General features: G+C 64.9%; 18 protein-coding genes. 17 read left to right on the plus strand and 1 reads right to left on the minus strand.

Annotated elements, in window-relative coordinates:
• The first annotated feature begins 11 nt into the window (after positions 1 to 11).
• Positions 12 to 788: an MBL fold metallo-hydrolase gene (locus tag AB4Y43_RS17470; protein ID WP_069265549.1), complete on the plus strand. Its 777-nt coding sequence runs from the start codon at positions 12 to 14 to the stop codon at positions 786 to 788.
• Between the two features lie 121 nt (positions 789 to 909).
• Here AB4Y43_RS17470 and AB4Y43_RS17475 read toward each other — a convergent pair whose 3' ends face one another.
• On the minus strand, positions 910 to 1,608 hold the full coding sequence (locus AB4Y43_RS17475; protein WP_042264929.1) for a Bax inhibitor-1/YccA family protein: 699 nt from the start codon (positions 1,606 to 1,608) through the stop codon (positions 910 to 912).
• 303 nt (positions 1,609 to 1,911) lie between these two features.
• On the opposite strand from AB4Y43_RS17475, the gene ndk reads away from it, so the two are divergent.
• The 16 genes from ndk to AB4Y43_RS17555 all read left to right on the plus strand — a co-directional run bounded on the left by ndk (position 1,912) and on the right by AB4Y43_RS17555 (position 19,305).
• Positions 1,912 to 2,337: a nucleoside-diphosphate kinase gene (gene ndk / locus AB4Y43_RS17480; protein ID WP_069265550.1), complete on the plus strand. Its 426-nt coding sequence runs from the start codon at positions 1,912 to 1,914 to the stop codon at positions 2,335 to 2,337.
• 147 nt (positions 2,338 to 2,484) lie between these two features.
• On the plus strand, positions 2,485 to 3,648 hold the full coding sequence (gene rlmN, locus AB4Y43_RS17485; protein WP_368728407.1) for a 23S rRNA (adenine(2503)-C(2))-methyltransferase RlmN: 1,164 nt from the start codon (positions 2,485 to 2,487) through the stop codon (positions 3,646 to 3,648).
• A 200-nt stretch (positions 3,649 to 3,848) separates the two neighbouring features.
• Positions 3,849 to 5,039 (plus strand): helix-turn-helix domain-containing protein, encoded by a 1,191-nt coding sequence (locus tag AB4Y43_RS17490; protein WP_368728408.1) that lies wholly within the window; start codon positions 3,849 to 3,851, stop codon positions 5,037 to 5,039.
• Positions 5,040 to 5,163: 124 nt separating this feature from the next.
• Positions 5,164 to 6,471 (plus strand): flavodoxin-dependent (E)-4-hydroxy-3-methylbut-2-enyl-diphosphate synthase, encoded by a 1,308-nt coding sequence (gene ispG / locus AB4Y43_RS17495; protein WP_176732906.1) that lies wholly within the window; start codon positions 5,164 to 5,166, stop codon positions 6,469 to 6,471.
• Positions 6,472 to 6,578: 107 nt separating this feature from the next.
• A complete protein-coding gene (hisS, locus tag AB4Y43_RS17500; protein WP_342945877.1) occupies positions 6,579 to 7,916 on the plus strand; it encodes a histidine--tRNA ligase in 1,338 nt (445 codons plus the stop codon).
• A 79-nt stretch (positions 7,917 to 7,995) separates the two neighbouring features.
• A complete protein-coding gene (locus AB4Y43_RS17505) occupies positions 7,996 to 8,625 on the plus strand; it encodes a tetratricopeptide repeat protein (RefSeq protein ID WP_028204134.1) in 630 nt (209 codons plus the stop codon).
• A gap of 87 nt (positions 8,626 to 8,712) precedes the next feature.
• Positions 8,713 to 9,858, plus strand: a complete 1,146-nt coding sequence (bamB, locus tag AB4Y43_RS17510) for an outer membrane protein assembly factor BamB (protein ID WP_069265554.1) — start codon at positions 8,713 to 8,715, stop codon at positions 9,856 to 9,858.
• 332 nt (positions 9,859 to 10,190) lie between these two features.
• Positions 10,191 to 11,528: a ribosome biogenesis GTPase Der gene (gene der / locus AB4Y43_RS17515; protein WP_324160615.1), complete on the plus strand. Its 1,338-nt coding sequence runs from the start codon at positions 10,191 to 10,193 to the stop codon at positions 11,526 to 11,528.
• A gap of 162 nt (positions 11,529 to 11,690) precedes the next feature.
• Positions 11,691 to 11,927 carry an RNA chaperone Hfq gene (gene hfq, locus AB4Y43_RS17520; protein WP_027793540.1) on the plus strand — a complete coding sequence of 79 codons (237 nt, stop codon included), beginning with the start codon at positions 11,691 to 11,693 and terminating at the stop codon, positions 11,925 to 11,927.
• Positions 11,928 to 11,986: 59 nt separating this feature from the next.
• Positions 11,987 to 13,171, plus strand: coding sequence for a GTPase HflX (gene hflX / locus AB4Y43_RS17525; protein ID WP_083245311.1), 1,185 nt, complete (start codon positions 11,987 to 11,989; stop codon positions 13,169 to 13,171).
• A 98-nt stretch (positions 13,172 to 13,269) separates the two neighbouring features.
• Positions 13,270 to 14,745 (plus strand): FtsH protease activity modulator HflK, encoded by a 1,476-nt coding sequence (gene hflK, locus AB4Y43_RS17530; RefSeq protein WP_368728409.1) that lies wholly within the window; start codon positions 13,270 to 13,272, stop codon positions 14,743 to 14,745.
• Between the two features lie 13 nt (positions 14,746 to 14,758).
• Entirely contained in the window at positions 14,759 to 15,673 is a 915-nt protein-coding gene (gene hflC, locus AB4Y43_RS17535) for a protease modulator HflC (RefSeq protein WP_069265735.1), read from the plus strand.
• A gap of 47 nt (positions 15,674 to 15,720) precedes the next feature.
• On the plus strand, positions 15,721 to 15,912 hold the full coding sequence (locus AB4Y43_RS17540; protein ID WP_028210024.1) for a DUF2065 domain-containing protein: 192 nt from the start codon (positions 15,721 to 15,723) through the stop codon (positions 15,910 to 15,912).
• 121 nt (positions 15,913 to 16,033) lie between these two features.
• On the plus strand, positions 16,034 to 17,185 hold the full coding sequence (locus AB4Y43_RS17545; RefSeq protein WP_342945874.1) for an ATP phosphoribosyltransferase regulatory subunit: 1,152 nt from the start codon (positions 16,034 to 16,036) through the stop codon (positions 17,183 to 17,185).
• A 180-nt stretch (positions 17,186 to 17,365) separates the two neighbouring features.
• The gene (locus tag AB4Y43_RS17550; RefSeq protein WP_069265559.1) at positions 17,366 to 18,712 is read left to right on the plus strand and encodes an adenylosuccinate synthase; all 1,347 of its coding nucleotides are present in this window, start codon (positions 17,366 to 17,368) and stop codon (positions 18,710 to 18,712) included.
• Positions 18,713 to 18,735: 23 nt separating this feature from the next.
• Entirely contained in the window at positions 18,736 to 19,305 is a 570-nt protein-coding gene (locus AB4Y43_RS17555; RefSeq protein WP_028204126.1) for a phosphoribosyltransferase, read from the plus strand.
• Positions 19,306 to 19,337 lie beyond the last annotated feature (32 nt).

Consider the following 19,337-nt stretch of genomic DNA (forward strand, 5'->3'; position numbering starts at 1 on the left):
CGTGCGCTGAGATGCGATTTGCGAGCCTCGGCAGCGGCAGCGAGGGCAACGCACTGGTCGTAGAAGCAGGCAGCGGCACGACGCCCACGCGCGTGCTGCTCGACTGCGGATTCTCAGCGAAAGAAGTCGAGCGGCGCCTCGCCCGCGCGGGCCTCGCCGCCGACTCGCTTACCGCGATTCTCATCACCCACGAACACAGCGATCACATCGGCAGCGCGCTCACGCTGGCGCGCCGCTGGTCGATTCCGCTCTACATGAGTTGGGGCACGGCGCAGGCCGTGGGCGCCGACGACGCCGCAGGCATCGAACTCAACGTGTTGTGGGGCGACGAAACAGTCGAGATCGGCGAACTCGGCGTGTTGCCCTACACGGTGCCGCACGACGCGCGCGAGCCGCTCCAGTTCGTGTTCAGCGACGGCGCGAGCCGGCTTGGCGTGCTGACCGACGTCGGGGAGTCGACCTCGCATATCGGCAATGTGCTGAGCGGTTGTGACGCACTGGTGCTCGAATGCAACCACGACCTCGAAATGCTCGCGACGAGCCGCTATCCGGCTTCGCTCAAGGCGCGTATCGGCGGGTCGCATGGTCACCTGAACAACGAGGCGGCCGGCGGCATCCTCGCGGGGCTCGACCGCGCGAAGCTGCGCCATTTGATCGCTGCGCACCTGAGCCAGCAGAACAACACACCGGAGCTTGCGCGTGCGGCGATGGCCGCGGTTCTGGGAAATGCCGCGACTCAAATCGGGGTCGCTTCGCAAGCCGAGGGTTTCGACTGGATCGCGCTCTGAATCCCGCGCCCGAGAGGCAGCCAAAACGCATAGACGAAAAAAAGCCCATGACGAAACTCATGGGCTTTTGCTTTCTGCGGCCGGAATCTTTCGATCCGGCCGCGTCGGAGCTAGTTGCGCTTTAGTTACGGTTGCCGCCGAAGATACCGAGAATGGCGAGCAGGTTCGTGAACACGTTGTAGAGGTCCAGATAGATCGCGAGCGTGGCCGAGATGTAGTTCGTCTCGCCGCCGTTCACGACGCGCTGTACGTCGAACAACATATACGCGGAGAAGATCGCGATGGCGAGCACCGAAACCGTGAGCATCAGCGCGGGCAGTTGCAGGAACATGTTCGCGACGCCGGCCAGCAGGATCACGATCACGCCCATGAAGAGCCACTTGCCGAGGCCCGAGAAGTCGCGCTTGCTCACCGTGGCGATGGTGGCCATGGCGGTGAAAATGATGCCGGTGCCGCCGAACGCGAGCATGATGAGCTGCGGGCCGTTCGAAAAGCCGAGGACGAACGACAGCAGGCGCGAGAGCATCAGGCCCATGAAGAACGTGAAGCCGAGCAGCACGAACACGCCCACCGAGCTGTTCTTGGTGCGCTCGATGGCGAACATGAAGCCGAAGGCGATCGCGAAGAACGCGAGCAGGCTCATGGCCGGGCTGGTAGCCGCAAAAAGCGAGAAGCCGGTCGCGACGCCCACCCACGCCCCGAGCACCGTCGGCACCATCGACAGCGCGAGCAGCCAGTAGGTGTTGCGCAGTACGCGGTTGCGGGTCTCCGCCGAGGTGACGCTGCCGCCGCGGCCGAAGTTATAGGGATACTCGTTCATGCTTTCTCCTTGCGTGAGACGCGTGGGTGAGGGCGCGCAGATGCGCGGTCCGCTCCCCCATAAGATAAGTGCGCCGACCCAGAGTTTCAACGGGTTGCCACACAGTTTCCGTTATCTTTGCACAGCGTATGCCGCCAATCTTAAGCCTTTCTGAATGGTACGGCAGCGCAGTGAATGTGACCGGCTTGCGCTCATTTGCCTCGGTTTGCCGGGGTATGAGGGTTCAATCGCAATCATACATGGGAACATGCTACAATTGCGGATTCATTTGAATCTGTAACCTCTTAATTTTCTGGAGTTTTTATGGCGATCGAACGCACCCTGTCGATTATCAAGCCGGACGCAGTGGCGAAGAACGTGATCGGCCAGATCTACAGCCGCTTCGAAAACGCTGGCCTGAAGATCATTGCCTCCCGCATGGTTCACCTCTCGCGCGCCGACGCTGAGAAGTTCTATGCTGTTCACGCAGCGCGCCCGTTCTTCAAGGACCTCGTCGATTTCATGATCTCGGGTCCGGTCGTGATCCAGGTTCTGGAAGGCGAAAACGCTATCCTGAAGCACCGCGATCTGATGGGCGCAACCGATCCGAAGAAGGCTGAGAAGGGCACGATCCGCGCCGACTTCGCCGACAGCATCGACGCGAACGCCGTGCACGGCTCGGACGCCGCTGAAACGGCAGCCGTGGAAATCGCGTTCTTCTTCCCGCAAGTCAACGTCTACTCGCGCTAAGCACGGCGCGAGCTGACTGCAGTAGTAGCATAGGGTCGCGAACGGCGATGACGCTCACCGTCCAGTTCCCGATGCCGCGCAAATGCGCAGGCAGCCGGGCAGCGCGGGCGGTGAGCGCGCTCTCGCACTGAAATGGCAGGATTCGACATGACGAGCAGTTCCACCGTCAACCTTCTCGATCTCGACGCCCAAGGGCTCGTCGCCTATTGCGAGAGCCTGGGCGAGAAGCCGTTTCGCGCCAAACAGCTTCAGCGCTGGATCCATCAGTACAACGCCGCCGACTTCGACGGCATGACGGATCTCGCCAAATCGCTGCGCGAGAAGCTCAAAGGGCGCGCCACCATCGGCATGCCCGGCATCATCAGCGACAACGTTTCCTCCGACGGCACGCGCAAGTGGCTCGTGGACGTCGGCAACGGCAACGCGGTCGAAACCGTGTTCATCCCCGAAGACAACCGCGGCACGCTGTGCGTGTCCTCGCAGGCGGGATGCGCGGTCAATTGCCGGTTTTGCTCCACCGGCAAGCAAGGTTTTTCACGCAATCTCACCACCGCCGAGATCATCGGCCAGCTGCGCATGGCGGAATTCGCCCTGCGCGCCTCGCTTCTGGGCGAGGCTGGAGGCCGGGCGACCGGCGGTGACGGCAAGGGCGAGCGCGTCATCACGAACGTCGTGATGATGGGTATGGGCGAGCCGCTCCTGAACTACGACGCGGTCGTGCCCGCCATGCGCCTGATGCTCGACGACAACGCCTACGGCCTGTCGCGCCGGCGCGTCACGCTTTCCACGTCGGGCGTCGTGCCGATGATGGATCGTCTCGGGGCCGAACTGCCCGTGGCGCTCGCCGTTTCCTTGCATGCACCGAACGACGCGCTGCGTGACGAACTCGTGCCGCTCAACCGCAAGTACCCGCTTCGTGAGTTGATGGCGGCCTGCCAGCGTTATCTGGAGGTCGCGCCGCGCGATTTCATCACGTTCGAGTACTGCATGCTCGACGGCGTCAACGACACGGAAGAGCACGCACGCCAGTTGCTCGCCGTGACGCGTGACGTGCCGTGCAAGTTCAATCTGATCCCGTTCAATCCGTTCCCCGAGTCGGGCTTGCTGCGCTCGAAATCGGACCAGATCAAGCGCTTCGCGCAGATTCTGATGGATGCGGGCGTCCTCACGACCGTGCGCAAGACGCGCGGCGACGACATCGACGCGGCCTGCGGGCAACTCGCCGGCGAGGTGAAGGACCGCACGCGCCTTGCTGAGCGCACGGGCCGGGCCGCGGGCAAGGTCATCGAAGTACGGCCGGTTCAGCACTGAACCGGCATCAGGAGGGCCGACGGCGGCGTGCGGGGGAAACGCGCGGCCGTCGGCAGTAGTAAAAGAAACGTTGCAGAAGCGATCGGAAGCGGCACACTGGCCGCGCATTTTGTTATAAACGGTCTGCGAATCGGGTAGAGGCGGGGCGGGACGCGCCAACCGGTTGCAGTATTGAAAAGAATCGACGCAAGGACTTTGGGATGAGCGAGCCGCAGCACCCTTTCGGGACAGACGGAACTGACAGCAACGCAGGTCGTTCGGCGCCGGGCGCCACACCTTCGCCGGTGCAGGCAGTGCCCGACACGCTGGCCGCAGCCGGCGCGCGTCTTGCGCAACTGCGCGAGGCCAAGGGTTGGGCGATCGAAGACGTCTCGGCGCGCCTGAAGGTGTCGGTGTCGAAGCTGCGCGAACTCGAAGCGGGCGATATCAGCCATCTGCCGGACACGACGTTCGCGCTCGGCGTGGTGCGCGCCTACGCGAAGCTGCTCGGTACGGATTCCGCGCCGTTCACGCAGGCGCTGCGCCGCGAGCGCGGCATCGCGCAGCCGGATCTGTCGATGCCGGCTTCGGCGGGCTCCGATCTGCCGCGCGGCCGCGTTTCGCTCTCGCTCGGCGGCAGCGGCGCACGGGCTCCGCGCCGCCGCGCCTCGTGGTTGTGGGGCGTGGCGATCATCGTGATCGCGGTGCTTGCCATCTCCATGTGGCACACGAACAGCGGCGAATCGTCGGCGTGGTTTGCGCGCCTGAAGGCGATGGCCAACGGCGCGAGCGTGCAGACGGGCGCATCGTCGCCGACGGTCCAGCAGGGTGTTGCAACCGGCAGCGCGGATGCATCGGACGCGCAGGGCGCGGATCAGTCCGCAGCGCCGCGGACGGGTGACGCAAACGATGCAGGCGACTACGCCAACGCGGCGCCCGATCAAGGCGCTGAGGCGAGCGCACCGCAAGCTGCGCAACCGGCGCCTCAAGCTGCGCAACCCGCGCCGCAAGCGACGCCACCGGCACCGCAGGCCGCGAAGCCCGCGGCTGCAAGCGCTGCGCCGGCGGCGGCCGTCGCCAACGCGGCCAGCGCTGCGCGCGCTCAGGCGGCGAGCGCGCCGGCCGCAGCGGCAGCGCAGAGCGCGGCAGTCGACAACGGCGCTGACACCTCGACGTTCGCGATCCGCGTGACGCAGGACACCTGGGTCAGCGTGCGCCAGAAGGATGGGAAGGAAGTGTTCTCAGGCATGATCCACGGCAGCGACGCGCGTGAGATCAGCGGCACCGAGCCGCTCAAGGTCACCGTGGGCAACAAGGCCGGCATCGAGTCGATGACCATCGACGGCCAGCCGGTCGACACGTCGAAATACGCGTCGGCGCGTGGCAATGTCGCGCGCTTCGTGCTGCCCTGATCAGGACATGGCATGCGTCGCGGCCTGGCAAGTCTCATTGCCGGCCGCGACGCTTTTTCAATTCACGCAGTGCCGCCGCCGGCTAGCCGGCGCTAGTGCGCGTGAGGCGTAAATGGGTTTTTCGATGCAAAGCGAAACGCAATCCCCGACCAGCAACAGTCAGATCTGCTCGAACGAGCCGGTTCTCGGCGGCCACGCGCCGCGCCGCAAGTCGCATGCCGTGCATGTGCGCTGGGGCGGACAGCTGGTGACGATCGGCGGCGACGCGCCGGTGCGCGTGCAGTCGATGACCAACACCGACACCGCGGATCCCATCGGCACCGCGATCCAGATCAAGGAACTCGCGCAGGCGGGTTCGGAGCTCGTGCGTATCACGGTCAACACGCCGGAAGCGGCGGCGGCCGTCCCGCATATCCGCGAACAGCTCGACCGCATGGGCGTGATGGTGCCGCTCGTCGGCGACTTCCATTACAACGGCCATCTGCTGCTGCGCGACTATCCCGCCTGCGCAGAGTCGCTGTCGAAGTACCGCATCAACCCGGGCAACGTGGGCCAGGGCGCGAAGCGCGACACGCAGTACGCGCAGATGATCGAAGCGGCCATCAAGTACGACAAGCCGGTGCGTATCGGCGTGAACTGGGGCAGCCTCGACCAGGATCTGCTCGCGCGCATGATGGACGAGAACGGCGCGCGCAAGGAGCCGTGGGAAGCGCAAAGCGTGATGTACGAAGCGCTCATCCAGTCGGCCATCGGCTCGGCGGAACGCGCGGTCGAACTCGGCCTCGGTCGCGACAAGATCATCCTGTCGTGCAAGGTGAGCGGCGTGCAGGACCTGATCGCCGTCTACCAGGAACTCGCGAAGCGTTGCGATTTCGCGCTGCACCTGGGCCTCACGGAAGCGGGCATGGGCTCGAAGGGCATCGTCGCTTCGACGGCGGCGCTTTCCGTGCTGCTCCAGCAGGGCATCGGCGACACCATCCGCATCTCGCTCACGCCGGAACCGGGCGGTGCGCGTACGGGCGAAGTCGTGGTCGGCCAGGAAATCCTGCAGACCATGGGCCTGCGCTCGTTCACACCGATGGTCATCGCATGCCCCGGCTGCGGCCGCACGACCAGCACGCTGTTCCAGGAGCTGGCTTCGCAGATCCAGGGCTATCTGCGTGCGCAGATGCCGCTGTGGCGCGACGAGTATCCTGGCGTCGAGACGATGAATGTCGCCGTGATGGGCTGCATCGTGAACGGTCCGGGCGAGTCGAAGCACGCGAACATCGGCATCAGCCTGCCGGGCTCGGGCGAGAACCCCGCGGCGCCGGTCTTCATCGACGGCGAGAAGGTGAAGACGCTGCGCGGCGAGCACATCGCCGAAGAATTCCAGCAGATCGTGAGTGACTACGTCGCGCGCAAGTACGGCAAGGCCGAGGCGACGAACTGAGCAAGCCGGTCGATCCGCTTGTAGTTCGCATGTAGTTCGCATGTAGTTCGCATGTAGCCCGCTCGTCGCTCGATACGCACAACCGCATAAAGCCAATTCGCAACGCAATGACTGAACAAAAACGCAAGCCCGAAAAGCTCTCGGGCGTGAAGGGCATGAACGACATCCTGCCGCAGGAGGCAGGCCTGTGGGAATTCTTCGAAACCACGGTGAAGTCGCTGCTTCGTTCGTACGGCTATCAAAATATCCGCACGCCGATCGTCGAACATACGCAACTCTTCACGCGCGGCATCGGCGAAGTGACCGACATCGTCGAGAAGGAGATGTACAGCTTCACCGACGCGCTCAACGGCGAGAACCTCACGCTGCGTCCGGAAGGCACGGCGGCTGCCGTGCGCGCGTCGATCGAGCACAACATGCTCTACGACGGTCCGAAGCGCCTGTGGTACATCGGCCCGATGTTCCGTCACGAGCGTCCGCAGCGCGGCCGCTATCGCCAGTTCCATCAGGTGGGCGTCGAGGCGCTCGGTTTCGCGGGCCCCGATGCGGACGCTGAAATCATCCTGATGTGTCAACGCCTCTGGGACGATCTCGGCCTCACCGGCATCAAGCTCGAGATCAACTCGCTCGGCGTGGCCGAAGAGCGTGCGGCGCATCGCGTCGAGCTCATCAAGTATCTCGAACAGCACGTCGATCTGCTCGACGAAGACGGCAAGCGCCGCCTTTACACGAACCCGCTGCGCGTGCTCGACACGAAGAATCCCGCGCTGCAGGAGATCGCGGACAAGGCGCCGAAGTTGATCGACTTCCTCGGCGAAGACTCGCTCGCGCACTTCGAAGGGCTGCAGCGCATTCTCAAGTCGAACAACATTCCGTTCAAGATCAACCCGCGTCTCGTTCGTGGTCTCGATTACTACAATCTGACCGTGTTCGAGTGGGTGACCGACAAGCTCGGCGCTCAGGGCACCGTCGCGGCGGGCGGCCGTTACGATCCGCTGATCGAGCAGCTGGGCGGCAAGCCGACGGCGGCTTGCGGCTGGGCGATGGGCATCGAGCGCATTCTCGAACTGCTCAAGGAAGAAGACCTCGTGCCGGAAGAAGATGGTTGCGATGTCTACGTTGTCCACCAGGGCGAAGCCGCGCGTGAGAAGGCGTTCATCGTGGCGGAGCGTCTGCGCGATACGGGCCTCGACGTTATCTTGCATTGCAGCGCCGACGGTCAGAGCGCGAGCTTCAAGTCGCAGATGAAGCGCGCGGATGCCAGCGGCGCGGCCTTTGCCGTGGTACTCGGCGAGGACGAAGTGGCGAGAGGCGAGGCCGGTGTGAAGGCGCTGCGCGGCACGGCCGCGGAGGCCCGCAGCGAGCAACAAACGGTAGCGCTTGAGGACTTGACCGAATATCTGATCAATGCGATGGTTGCATCCGCCGAAGACGGCGACGATTAACAGGGCCGCCCCGGTGGGGCTGCCCAGGTCGCTGCGCATTCGAAAACAGGCTTCAGAATAAACGAGGAATCGCTACGCGATGAGTTACCACGACGAACAGGAATCGATCGAGAGCTTCAAGGCATGGTGGGGGCAGTGGGGTAACGCCGCTACGTGGGTCGTGCTGATCGTTCTGCTCGCGCTCGCAGCGTGGAACGGCTGGAACTTCTGGCAGCGCCGCCAGGCGGCCGAGGCCGCCGTGCTGTACGACCAGGTGCAGCAGGCCGCGAACAGCAGCGACAAGGCCATGCTCACGCGCGTGGCGTCGGACATGGAAGATCGCTTCGGCGGCACGGCGTACGCGCAGATGACGGCGCTCGGCGTGGCCAAGGCGCTCTATATGGCGGGCGACACGGCTGGCGCGAAGGCGCAGCTGCAATGGGCCGCCGACCACGCGAAGGACGACGAATTCCGCCAGATCGCGAAGCTGCGTCTCGCATCGCTCCTGCTCGACGAAAAGGCCTACGATCAGGGCCTCGCGCTGATTCCGCAACCCGATTCGGGTCCGTTCAAGGGCATCGTGGCAGACGGCCGCGGCGATCTGCTGGCTGCGGCCGGCAAGCGTGACGACGCGCGCGCGGCCTACAAGCTGGCCCTCGACAGCCTGCCGAAGAGCGACGCTTCCGAGCGTCAGCTGATCCAGTTCAAGCTGGATGCGCTCGGCGGCTGAGTCGCTGGCTAAATTGCGAAGCGTGCCGGGCTTGCGCGCAGCGTTGCGAAACCATTCAAACCAACTTCATTCATGCGTCGTTCACCGATGAATCTGCTGAAACGAACCGTTGTGCCCGTCGCTCTGGCGATGACCGTCCTGGCTCTCGCAGCCTGCTCATCGACGAAAGACGTGCGCCGCGTGCCGGTGCCGCTGACCGAATTCAAGCCGGCGCTGGACGTCCAGCAGGTGTGGAAGTCGAGTGTCGGCAAGGCGGGGCGCTATCTGTTCGCGCCGGTCGCCGTGGGCGACGCCGTCTATGCGGCGGGCGAAAACGGCTCGGTCGCGAAAATCGACGCCGCATCGGGCAAGGACGTCTGGCGCACCAAGCTCAAGGACGACCTCTCGGCGGGCGTGGGCAGCGACGGCAATCTCACGGCCGTCGGCGGCCTGAAGGGCGACGTCTATGTGCTCGACGCGAACGGCAAGCTCTCGTGGCAAGCCAAGGCGCCGGGCGAAATCATCTCGCCGCCGCTCGTCGGCAACGGCCTCGTGGTCGTGCGCACGATCGACGGCCAGATCGTCGCCTTCAACGGCCAGACGGGCGAGCAGAAGTGGATCTACCGCAACCGCGCCGTGCCGCTGAACCTGCGCGTTTCGGCGGGCATGACGTTCGCGGGCGAACAGGCCGTGCTGGCCGGTTTCCCGGGCGGCTCGTTCGCGGCGATCAACCTGCAAAGCGGGGACGCTTTCTGGGAAACGCCGGTTTCGTATCCGAAGGGCGTGACGGAAGTCGAGCGCATCAATGACGTGAGCGGTCCGCCCACGCTGGTCGGCGCGACGACCTGCGCAGTCACGTTCCAGGGTCAGCTGGGTTGCTTCGACGCCAATTCGGGTCGTCCGATGTGGCAAAAGCCGTTCTCGAGCACGACCGGCATCGCTCAGGATGAAAGCACGGTGGTGGGCGGCGACGACTGGTCGGTCGTGAGGGCCTTCAGCGTGTCGACGGGCGAGCCGACCTGGACGAACGAAAAGCTCAAGAGCCGCGATGTGAGCGTGCCCGCATTGCTGGGCCATGCGGTCGTGCTCGGCGACTATCAGGGCTACGTGCATTTCCTCTCGCTCGACGACGGCAGCTTCGTCTCGCGCGTGAAGACCGACGGCAGCCCGATCATGGCCGCGCCGGTGCTCGCTGGCAATACGCTGGTTGTCCAGACGAAGGACGGCGACCTGTACGGTCTGCGTCCGCATTAAGCGTCGTCTGCGGCGGTGCGCCTCACGAGCGGCGCACCGAGCAGACGCAAGAGGCGCTGGAGCCGCCGGGTTCCGATGCCTCGCCCGCTGGCCGGCTCAAGCCGGCCATGCGCATTTTGGGACAGCGGCGCCCACGACCCCGCCGTTCACCGTTGCGCCACCCGGCGTTCGCGCGGCGTCCCGCCCCGGTCGCACCGCGCTTTCGGCGCTGGGCCGCGGCCCGGCTCGTGAATTTCGTGATAATTTGCAACTGATGCAGCCCCGCAGGCGCGGGACTTGCCGCGCAGCGCGCCGGACTCTCCGGCGCTGCGCCTTACTGTAGAAAAGATCAGATGAAACCCGTAATCGCCCTCGTTGGGCGCCCCAATGTGGGGAAATCCACGCTGTTCAACCGGCTCACGCGCTCGCGCGATGCGCTGGTGGCCGACCTGCCCGGCCTCACGCGCGACCGTCACTACGGTGAAGGGCGCACGGGCGATCGCCCGTATCTCGTGGTCGATACCGGCGGCTTCGAGCCCGTCGCGAAGGACGGCATCCTGCACGAGATGGCGCGCCAGACGCGCCAGGCCGTGGAAGAGGCCGATATCGTCGTGTTCATCTGCGACGGCCGCAATGGCCTCGCGCCGCAGGACAAGCACATCGCCGACTACCTGCGCAAGACCGGCCGGCCGATCTTCCTCGTCGTCAACAAGGCCGAAGGCATGAAGTACAGCGCTGTGGCCGCCGACTTCTACGAACTCGGTCTCGGCGACCCGCGCGCGATTTCCGCGGCGCACGGCGACGGCGTGACGGAAATGATCAATGAGGCGCTCGAAAAAGCGTACGCCGACCAGCCCGAGGAGAGCGAAGAGGACGCCGCGAAGCACGGCGTCAAGATCGCGATTGTCGGCCGCCCGAACGTGGGCAAGTCGACGCTCGTCAACACGCTGATCGGCGAAGACCGCGTAATCGCGTTCGACATGCCGGGCACGACGCGCGATTCGATCTATGTGGACTTCGAGCGCAACGGCAAGAAGTACACGCTGATCGACACGGCGGGTCTACGCCGCCGCGGCAAGGTGTTCGAAGCGATCGAAAAGTTCTCGGTGGTGAAGACGCTGCAGTCGATCGCCGATGCCAACGTGGTGATTCTGCTGCTCGATGCGCAGCAGGAAATCTCCGACCAGGACGCGCATATCGCGGGCTTCGTGGTGGAACAGGGCCGCGCGCTCGTGGTGGGCGTGAACAAGTGGGACGGCATGGACGACCACGCGCGCGAGCGCACCAAGCACCACCTTCAGCGCAAGCTGAAGTTCCTCGACTTCGCGGAAATGCGCTTCATCTCGGCGACTGAAAAGTTCGGCATCGGCCCGCTGATGCGCTCGGTCGACGACGCGTACGCCGCCGCCATGGCGAAACTGCCGACGCCGAAGCTCACGCGCGCACTCATCGAAGCTGTGGAGTTCCAGCAGCCGCGCCGCCGCGGCCCGGTGCGTCCGAAGCTGCGCTACGCGCACCAAGGGGGACAGAACCCGCCCATCATCGTCATTCACGGCAACGCACTCGACGCCGTGACGGAGACCTACAAGCGCTATCTGGAGAACCGCTTCCGGGAAACTTTCTCGCTCACCGGCACTCCATTGCGCATAGAGTTTCGCTCCTCGACGAATCCCTATACAGAGAAAAACTAGGCTGTTGCTGAATAGCGTTCGCTACCCCGCAAAGGCCTCCTGGCCGAACCGCCAGGAACCGCGCGGGGGAACGAGAATCGGCTATAGTGTAGCGATTGGTGGTGGATTTCTTTTTCTTCATCCCAATATAAGTTAAACCTGCAAAAAAATACGGAGTTTGCTATGAGCAACAAAGGGCAATTGTTACAAGACCCGTTTCTGAACGCGCTGCGCAAGGAGCACGTGCCTGTTTCGATCTATCTGGTCAACGGCATCAAGCTTCAAGGGAACATCGAATCGTTCGACCAGTACGTCGTGTTGCTCCGTAATACGGTTACGCAAATGGTTTACAAGCACGCCATCTCCACGGTGGTTCCGGCCCGTCCGGTGAACTTCCACCCGGATACGGAAGCGTCCTGACCCATGACGCGGCCGGCCCGGGGCGCCTCGCAGGCTGCTCTGGTCCGGCCGCTTTCATTTTGACATCCTCTAATTTGATCAACGCCGCACTCGTCGGCATCGACTTCGGCAAGACCGAGTTCGAAGCCAGTCTCGAAGAACTCAGCCTGCTCGCCAAAAGCGCGGGCGCCACTCCCGCTGTCACGCTCACCGGGCGACGCTCCAGCCCCGACGCCGCCATGTTCATCGGCAGCGGCAAGGCCGAGGAACTGCGTCTCGCCTGTGAGGCGAACGACATCGAAATCGTCATCTTCAATCACGCGCTGTCGCCCGCCCAGCAACGTAATCTGGAGCGCGCGCTCAATCGCCGCGTGGTCGATCGCACGAGCCTCATTCTAGATATCTTCGCCCAGCGCGCCCGCAGCCACGAAGGCAAGCTGCAGGTCGAACTCGCGCAGCTGCAATACCTCGCCACGCGCCTCGTGCGCGCCTGGACTCACCTCGAGCGCCAGAAGGGCGGTATCGGCCTGCGCGGTCCGGGTGAAACGCAGCTCGAAACCGACCGCCGGCTCATCGGCGAACGCATCAAGATGCTGCAAGGCAAGCTTGCGAAGCTGCGTCGCCAGCACGGCACGCAGCGGCGTCAGCGCGAGCGCAACCGCACGATGTCGGTGTCGCTCGTAGGCTATACGAACGCGGGCAAGTCCACGCTCTTCAATGCGCTCACGAAGGCGCAGGCCTACGCCGCCGACCAGCTGTTTGCGACGCTCGACACGACTTCGCGGCGCGTCTGGCTCGGCGACGCAGTGGGGCAGATCGTGCTGTCCGATACGGTCGGGTTCATCCGCGAACTGCCTCACCAGCTCGTCGCCGCGTTTCGCGCGACGCTGCAGGAAACGGTGCAGGCCGATCTGCTTCTGCACGTGGTGGACGCGTCGAGCGCCGTGCGCCTCGATCAGATCGATCAGGTGAACGGCGTGCTGCACGATATCGGCGCGGACACGATCCGTCAGGTGCTGGTCTTCAACAAGATCGACGCCGTGCCGGAACTGGCGGCCCGCGGCGGAACGGTCGAGCGTGATGAATATGGTAATATTTCGCGCGTCTTTTTGAGCGCCCGCACAGGTGTCGGACTGGATGCGCTGCGCTCCGTCATCGCCGAAATCGCGACTGCCGAGCCGCTTGCCGATGCGCCGCAGTCCCTGGCCGCAGACTGGAGCGCGGTACAGGAAGAACCTCACTGGGAACCTGAACACGAGCGCTGAGGCGCGCCCGGCACTGTCTTGCACGCAAGGCCGGCCCAGCGGCTCCGACGGAATTCGCACGCAATTGACCCGCTGTCTACTCTGGTGAACGAACACAGGTGAACGATTACAACAAGCGGACTGGCTGGCAGCGCGCGCGCGCCATTTTCTCGTTGAACGACCCGCGTTGGGGTCGAGGCGACGGCAATGGCCAGCGTTCTGACGACGGGCGCCGCCCGCCGGGCAATAACGGCAACAAGGGTGGCAACGGCGACAAGGGCGACGGTCCGCCGGATCTCGACGAAATGTGGCGCGACTTCAACCGCCGCGTGTCCGCTTTCTTCGGCCGCAAGGGCAAGGGCCCGGGCGGCTTCGGACCGCGCCCGGACAATGGTCATGGCGCGCGCATCGGCGTGGGTATCGTTCTCGGCGTGCTCATTGCGATCTACGTGGGCAGCGGCGTCTTCGTCGTGCAGGAAGGCCAGGCCGGCGTCGTGCTGCAGTTCGGCCAGTATCGCCACACGGTTGGCCAGGGCGTCCACTGGCGTATGCCGTATCCGTTCCAGACTCACGAAATCGTCAATGTCGGGCAGATCCGCACCGTCGAGATCGGCCGCAGCAACCTCGTGCGTCCGGCAAACGTGAAGGACGCTGCAGTCATCACGCATGACGGCGACATTCTCAACGTGCGCCTGACCGTGCAGTACCAGGTCAAGCAGCCGACCGACTATCTGTTCCGCAGCGTCGATCCCGACCTCACCGTGACGCAGGCTGCTCAGGCGGCGGTGCGCACCGTGGTTGGCGCGCGCAGCACGAACGACATGCTGTACGCGGACCGCGAGCCGATTCGCGCCCAGCTTGCCGATACGATCCAGCACTCGCTCGACGAGTACAAGACGGGCCTCGGCGTGACCGGCGTCGCGATCCAGAGCGTCTCGGCGCCCGATCAGGTGCAGGCCGCGCTCGACGACGAAGCCAAGGCGCGCCAGGACCGCGACCGCGCGAAGCGCGACGCGCAGGCCTATGCCGACCAGCTCCTGCCGCGCGCGCAGGCCGAGGCGGCGCGTCTCGTCGACGACGCGAAGGCTTATAGCGAGCGCGTGGTTTCGCAGGCGCAGGGCGACGCGCAACGCTTCACGCAGGTCTACGAACAGTATGCGAAGGCGCCGGCTGTGATTCGCGAGCGCATGTATCTCGAGACGATGCAACACATCTATTCGAATGCGACGAAGGTGTTCGTCGACAGCAAGTCGGGCAACAACGTGATTTATCTGCCGCTCGACAAGCTCGTCGATACGACGCGTCAGCGCGCCGCCGTGGCGGCGGGCGCAACGGGTGCGGCTGCGGCCTCGGGCGCCGGTGCGGCAACGGCAGGCGCGGCTTCGGACGCCAATGCGGCTTCCGCGCCGGCAGCCGGCAGCGAGCCACAGCAGGGTGCACAGGCAGGGCCTCAACCGGGTGCCCAGCAGCAAGACGCGCAGCAGCAGGGCGCGGCTCCCGCAACTACGGCCAGCGACGCGGCAGCCGCCGCGAGCGACGCCTTCCGTTCGCGCGATGCGTTCCGCTCGCGCGGCCGCGAAAGCGACGTGCAATAAGGGGCGCGCCAATATGAACAAGATCATTGCGCTCGTCGTTGCCGTCGTGGTTGTCGTGCTGGTTGCGTCGTCGGCCGTCTTCATGGTCGATCCGCGCCACGTCGCCATCATTTCTTCGTCGGGCGGGGCCAATGCCACGCTCGCCGGTCCGGGGCTGCATGTGAAGCTGCCGCCGCCGTTCCAGACCGTCACGTTCATCGACACGCGCATTCAGGCGTTCGATGCGCCCGACGCCGACCGCTACACGACCTCGGACAAGACCGAGCTGCTCGTGAACCCGGTCGTGCGTTATCGCATTTCCGATCCAATCAAGCTCTTCGCGGCGACCAGGGGCGATGCGCAGACGCTTTCCGATCGTCTCGCCTCGCTGTCGCGCGACGCGCTTGGCGACGCGATTTCGAAAGTCACGCTCACCGAGGCGCTCGCGCAGCAGGAAGCCATCGCCAGCGGCGCGCGCGACGCGCTGAGGCAAACCGCGGCGCCGCTCGGCATCGACGTGATCGCCATCGAACTCACGCGCGTCGATTACCCGCCGGAGTTGGCGCAGACGGTCTTCAAGCGCATGAGCGCCGCACGCGAGCAGGCTGCTGCCGAGATTCGCGAGAAGGGCGCGGCCGAAGCGCAGCAGATCAAGGACGACGCGCAGCGCAAGCAGCAGGGCGTGCTGGCCGATGCCTACGCTCAGGCGCAAGCGATCAAGGGCGAAGGTGACGGCCGGGCCGCCGCGATTGCCGCGGAGGCGTTCGGGCGCGACCCGGACTTCTACCGGTTCTATCAGAGCATGCTCGCGTACCGCGAGAGCTTCCGGCCCGGCGACGTCATCGTGGTCGATTCGTCGAGCGACTTCTTCCGCTTCATGCGTGGTCCGAACGGCGGCGCGAATAGCGGGGATAACGCTCCCGCTTCCGCCACCCCGCGCAAACACTAGACAAAACGAGACACACGCGCCGCGCACTGCGCGGCGTATTTCTTCGCATGGACATAGCTGGCTCCCTCTTGCTCGCGATCGCGCTGATGCTGATTATCGAGGGCATGTTCCCGTTCGTCTTTCCGACGGCGTGGCGTGACACATTCCGTAAAATCGCGGAGCGGCCGCCGCATCACATCAGGATCGGTGGGCTCATCGTGATGGGGCTCGGCCTCGTCCTGCTGATGCTGGCGACCTGACGGCCTCGTGCCGCAGTCGCCCTCAGAGGCGGTGTGCGATTGGCGTTTTTGACGGATTCCGAAATATCGGGCCGCGTGGCGTTTGGCCGCGCGCGGCCCTCATTGTGGTAGGACTCAACCGATGTCGACCTGGTTACTCCCCGAGAATATTGCGGACGTGCTGCCGTCCGAAGCGCGCAAGATCGAAGAGCTGCGCCGTCGCCTGCTGGACCGTTTCCGCGCCTATGGCTACGAGATGGTCATGCCGCCGTTGCTCGAGTATCTCGAGTCGCTGCTCGTGGGCAGCGGGCGCGACCTGAACCTGCGCACGTTCAAGCTCGTCGATCAGCTCTCGGGCCGCACGCTCGGCCTGCGCGCCGACATGACGCCGCAGGTCGCGCGCATCGACGCGCACCTCCTGAACCGCCAGGGCGTGACGCGCCTGTGCTACGCCGGCAACGTGCTGCATACGCTGCCGCGCGGTCTGCACGCCACGCGCGAACAGATCCAGACCGGCGCGGAAATCTACGGCCACGCGGGCCTCGAAGCGGACCTCGAAATCCAGCAGCTGATGCTCGATGCGCTGCGCCTCGCGGGCCTCGCGAAGGTGCGCCTCGACCTGTCGCACGCAGGTGTGCTCGCGGCGATCTTCGAAGCGGATCCCGCTGCGGCCGCGCTTGGCGATGCTTTGTATGAAGCGCTCGCTGGCAAGGACGTGCCGCGTCTCGCGGAACTCACGCAAAACCTCGGCGCTGCCACGCGCGACGCCTTGCGTGCGCTGCCGTCGCTTTACGGCGACGAGAGCGTGATCGACGAGGCGCGCACGCGTCTGCCGGCGCTGCCGGGCATTGCTCGTGCGCTCGACGACCTCGCGTTCCTCGTGCGCGAGATCGAGGGTGCGGAGCTGATGATCGACCTTGCGGATCTCGGCGGCTACGCGTACCACAGCGGCGTGATGTTCTCGGCCTACGTGGACGGCGTGCCGAACGCCGTCGCCCGCGGCGGCCGTTACGACAAGGTGGGCGAAGTGTATGGGCGTGCCCGCGCGGCAACCGGCTTCTCACTTGATTTGCGCGAAGTGGCGCGTATTTCACCGGTCGAGGCGCGCAGCAGCGCGATCCTCGCGCCGTGGCGCCATGACGAGGCGCTGCGCAGCGCGGTCGCCGCGCTGCGCGATGCAGGCGAGGTCGTGATCCAGGCGCTGCCGGGTCACGAGCACGACATGGACGAGTTCGCCTGCGACCGCGTGCTCGTCGAGCGCGACGGCGTCTGGGTCGTCGAAAAGCACGCCTGATACCGCACTCGGGGCGGCCATTCGCGCCGCCCGGCAAGCCTGCGCGCGAGCGCGCCAAAGCACGCTTCGCATCGCGCATGCCGTTGAGTGCAAAAGGAAATTCCGCGAATTTCGGGAAAAAAAGGCGGCCTTGCCGCTGAACCCAGGTAGAATACGTTTTTAACCAGCTAACGAAACACCATGTCTGCCAGCGCAGTGAATGTAACCCCGGGGCGCAATGTCGTCGTCGTGGGCACCCAATGGGGCGATGAGGGCAAGGGCAAGATCGTCGACTGGCTGACGGACCACGCGCAAGGCGTGGTGCGTTTCCAGGGCGGTCACAATGCCGGCCATACGCTCATCATCGGCGGCAAGAAGACCATTCTCCGGCTGATCCCGTCGGGCATCATGCGCGCCGGCGTCGCCTGCTACATCGGCAACGGCGTGGTGCTTTCGCCCGAAGCGCTCTTCAAGGAAATCGGCGAGCTCGAAGATGCGGGCATCGACGTCCAGAAGCGTCTGTTCATCTCTGAAGCCACCACGCTCATCCTGCCGTACCACATCGCCATCGACCAGGCGCGCGAAGCCAGGCGCGGCGCCGCGAAGATCGGTACGACGGGTCGCGGCATCGGTCCGGCCTACGAAGACAAGGTGGCACGCCGCGGTCTGCGCGTGCAGGACCTGTTCGAGCCGGAAACCTTCGCCGAGCGCCTGCGCGAGAACCTCGACTACCACAACTTCGTGCTTACGCAGTACCTGGGCGCGCCGGCCGTCGACTATCAGCAAACCCTCGACACGATGCTCTCGTACGCCGATCGTCTGAAGCCGATGGTCACGGACGTCTCGCGTCGTCTGTATGACGTGAACCACGAAGGCGGCAACCTCCTGTTCGAAGGCGCGCAAGGCACGCTGCTCGACATCGACCACGGCACCTATCCGTTCGTCACGTCGAGCAACTGCGTCGCGGGTGCGGCGTCCGCTGGCGCGGGCGTGGGTCCGCAAAAGCTCAACTACGTGCTCGGCATCACCAAGGCATACTGCACGCGCGTCGGTTCGGGCCCGTTCCCGAGCGAACTGTACGACGCCGACAACGCCGATCGCCAGGAAGAAGTGGGCCTCACGCTCGCGAAGGTCGGCAAGGAATTCGGTTCGGTCACCGGCCGTCCGCGCCGCACCGGCTGGCTCGACGCCGCCGCGCTGCGCCGCTCGATCCAGATCAACGGCGTGACGGGTCTGTGCATCACGAAGCTCGACGTGCTCGACGGTCTCGACGAAGTGAAGCTCTGCGTCGGCTACAAGGTGGCTGGCCAGGACGTGGACATTCTCCCGCGCGGCGCCTCGCAGGTGGCCGCGTGCGAGCCGGTCTACGAAACATTTGAAGGCTGGAACGAAAGCACCATCGGCATCACGCAGTTCGACGCGCTGCCGAAGAGCGCGCAGGCGTATCTCACTCGCGTGCAGGAAGTCGCCGGTGTGCCGATCGACATGGTTTCGACCGGCCCGGATCGCGACGAAACGATCCTGCTGCGTCATCCGTTCAAGGTCTAAGTGGTAAGAAGGCAGAAGCAAAAATGATTCAAATGATGGACCCGCGCAACGACGAAAAGAACCTGTGGGTCGGCTGGGACGAGTATCACCGGCTGATCGAATTGCTCGCGCTCAAGGTGCACGAGTCGCGCTGGAAGTTCGACCAGATCCTGTGTCTCGCACGCGGCGGTCTGCGCGTGGGCGACCAGCTCTCGCGCATCTATGACCTGCCGCTGGCAATCCTCGCGACCAGCTCGTACCGCGAAGCCGCCGGCACGGAGCAGGGCGAGCTCGACATCGCGCAGTACATCACGATGACGCGCGGCCACCTGGAAGGCAACGTGCTGCTCGTCGACGATCTCGTCGACTCGGGCGTCACGCTCGCACGCGTGCAGGAGCACCTCAAGGAGCGCTACCCGGCTGTGACCGGCGTGCGCTCGGCGGTGCTCTGGTACAAGGGCTGCTCGAAGGTGACGCCGGACTATTTCGTCCAGCATCTGCCGACCAATCCGTGGATCCACCAGCCGTTCGAGGAATGGGATACGGTGCGCCCGCACAATCTCAGTGCGTGGATCAAGCGTGGTCTGCAGCGAGCGCAAGACGCGCAGAAGTAAAGCAGGGGTTGTGCCGCCGCCAGGGTTCCCAT

Origin of the sequence: Paraburkholderia sp. BR10872 (assembly GCF_040965835.1) — a bacterium.
In the GTDB taxonomy this organism is placed as follows: Bacteria; Pseudomonadota; Gammaproteobacteria; order Burkholderiales; family Burkholderiaceae; genus Paraburkholderia; species Paraburkholderia nodosa_A.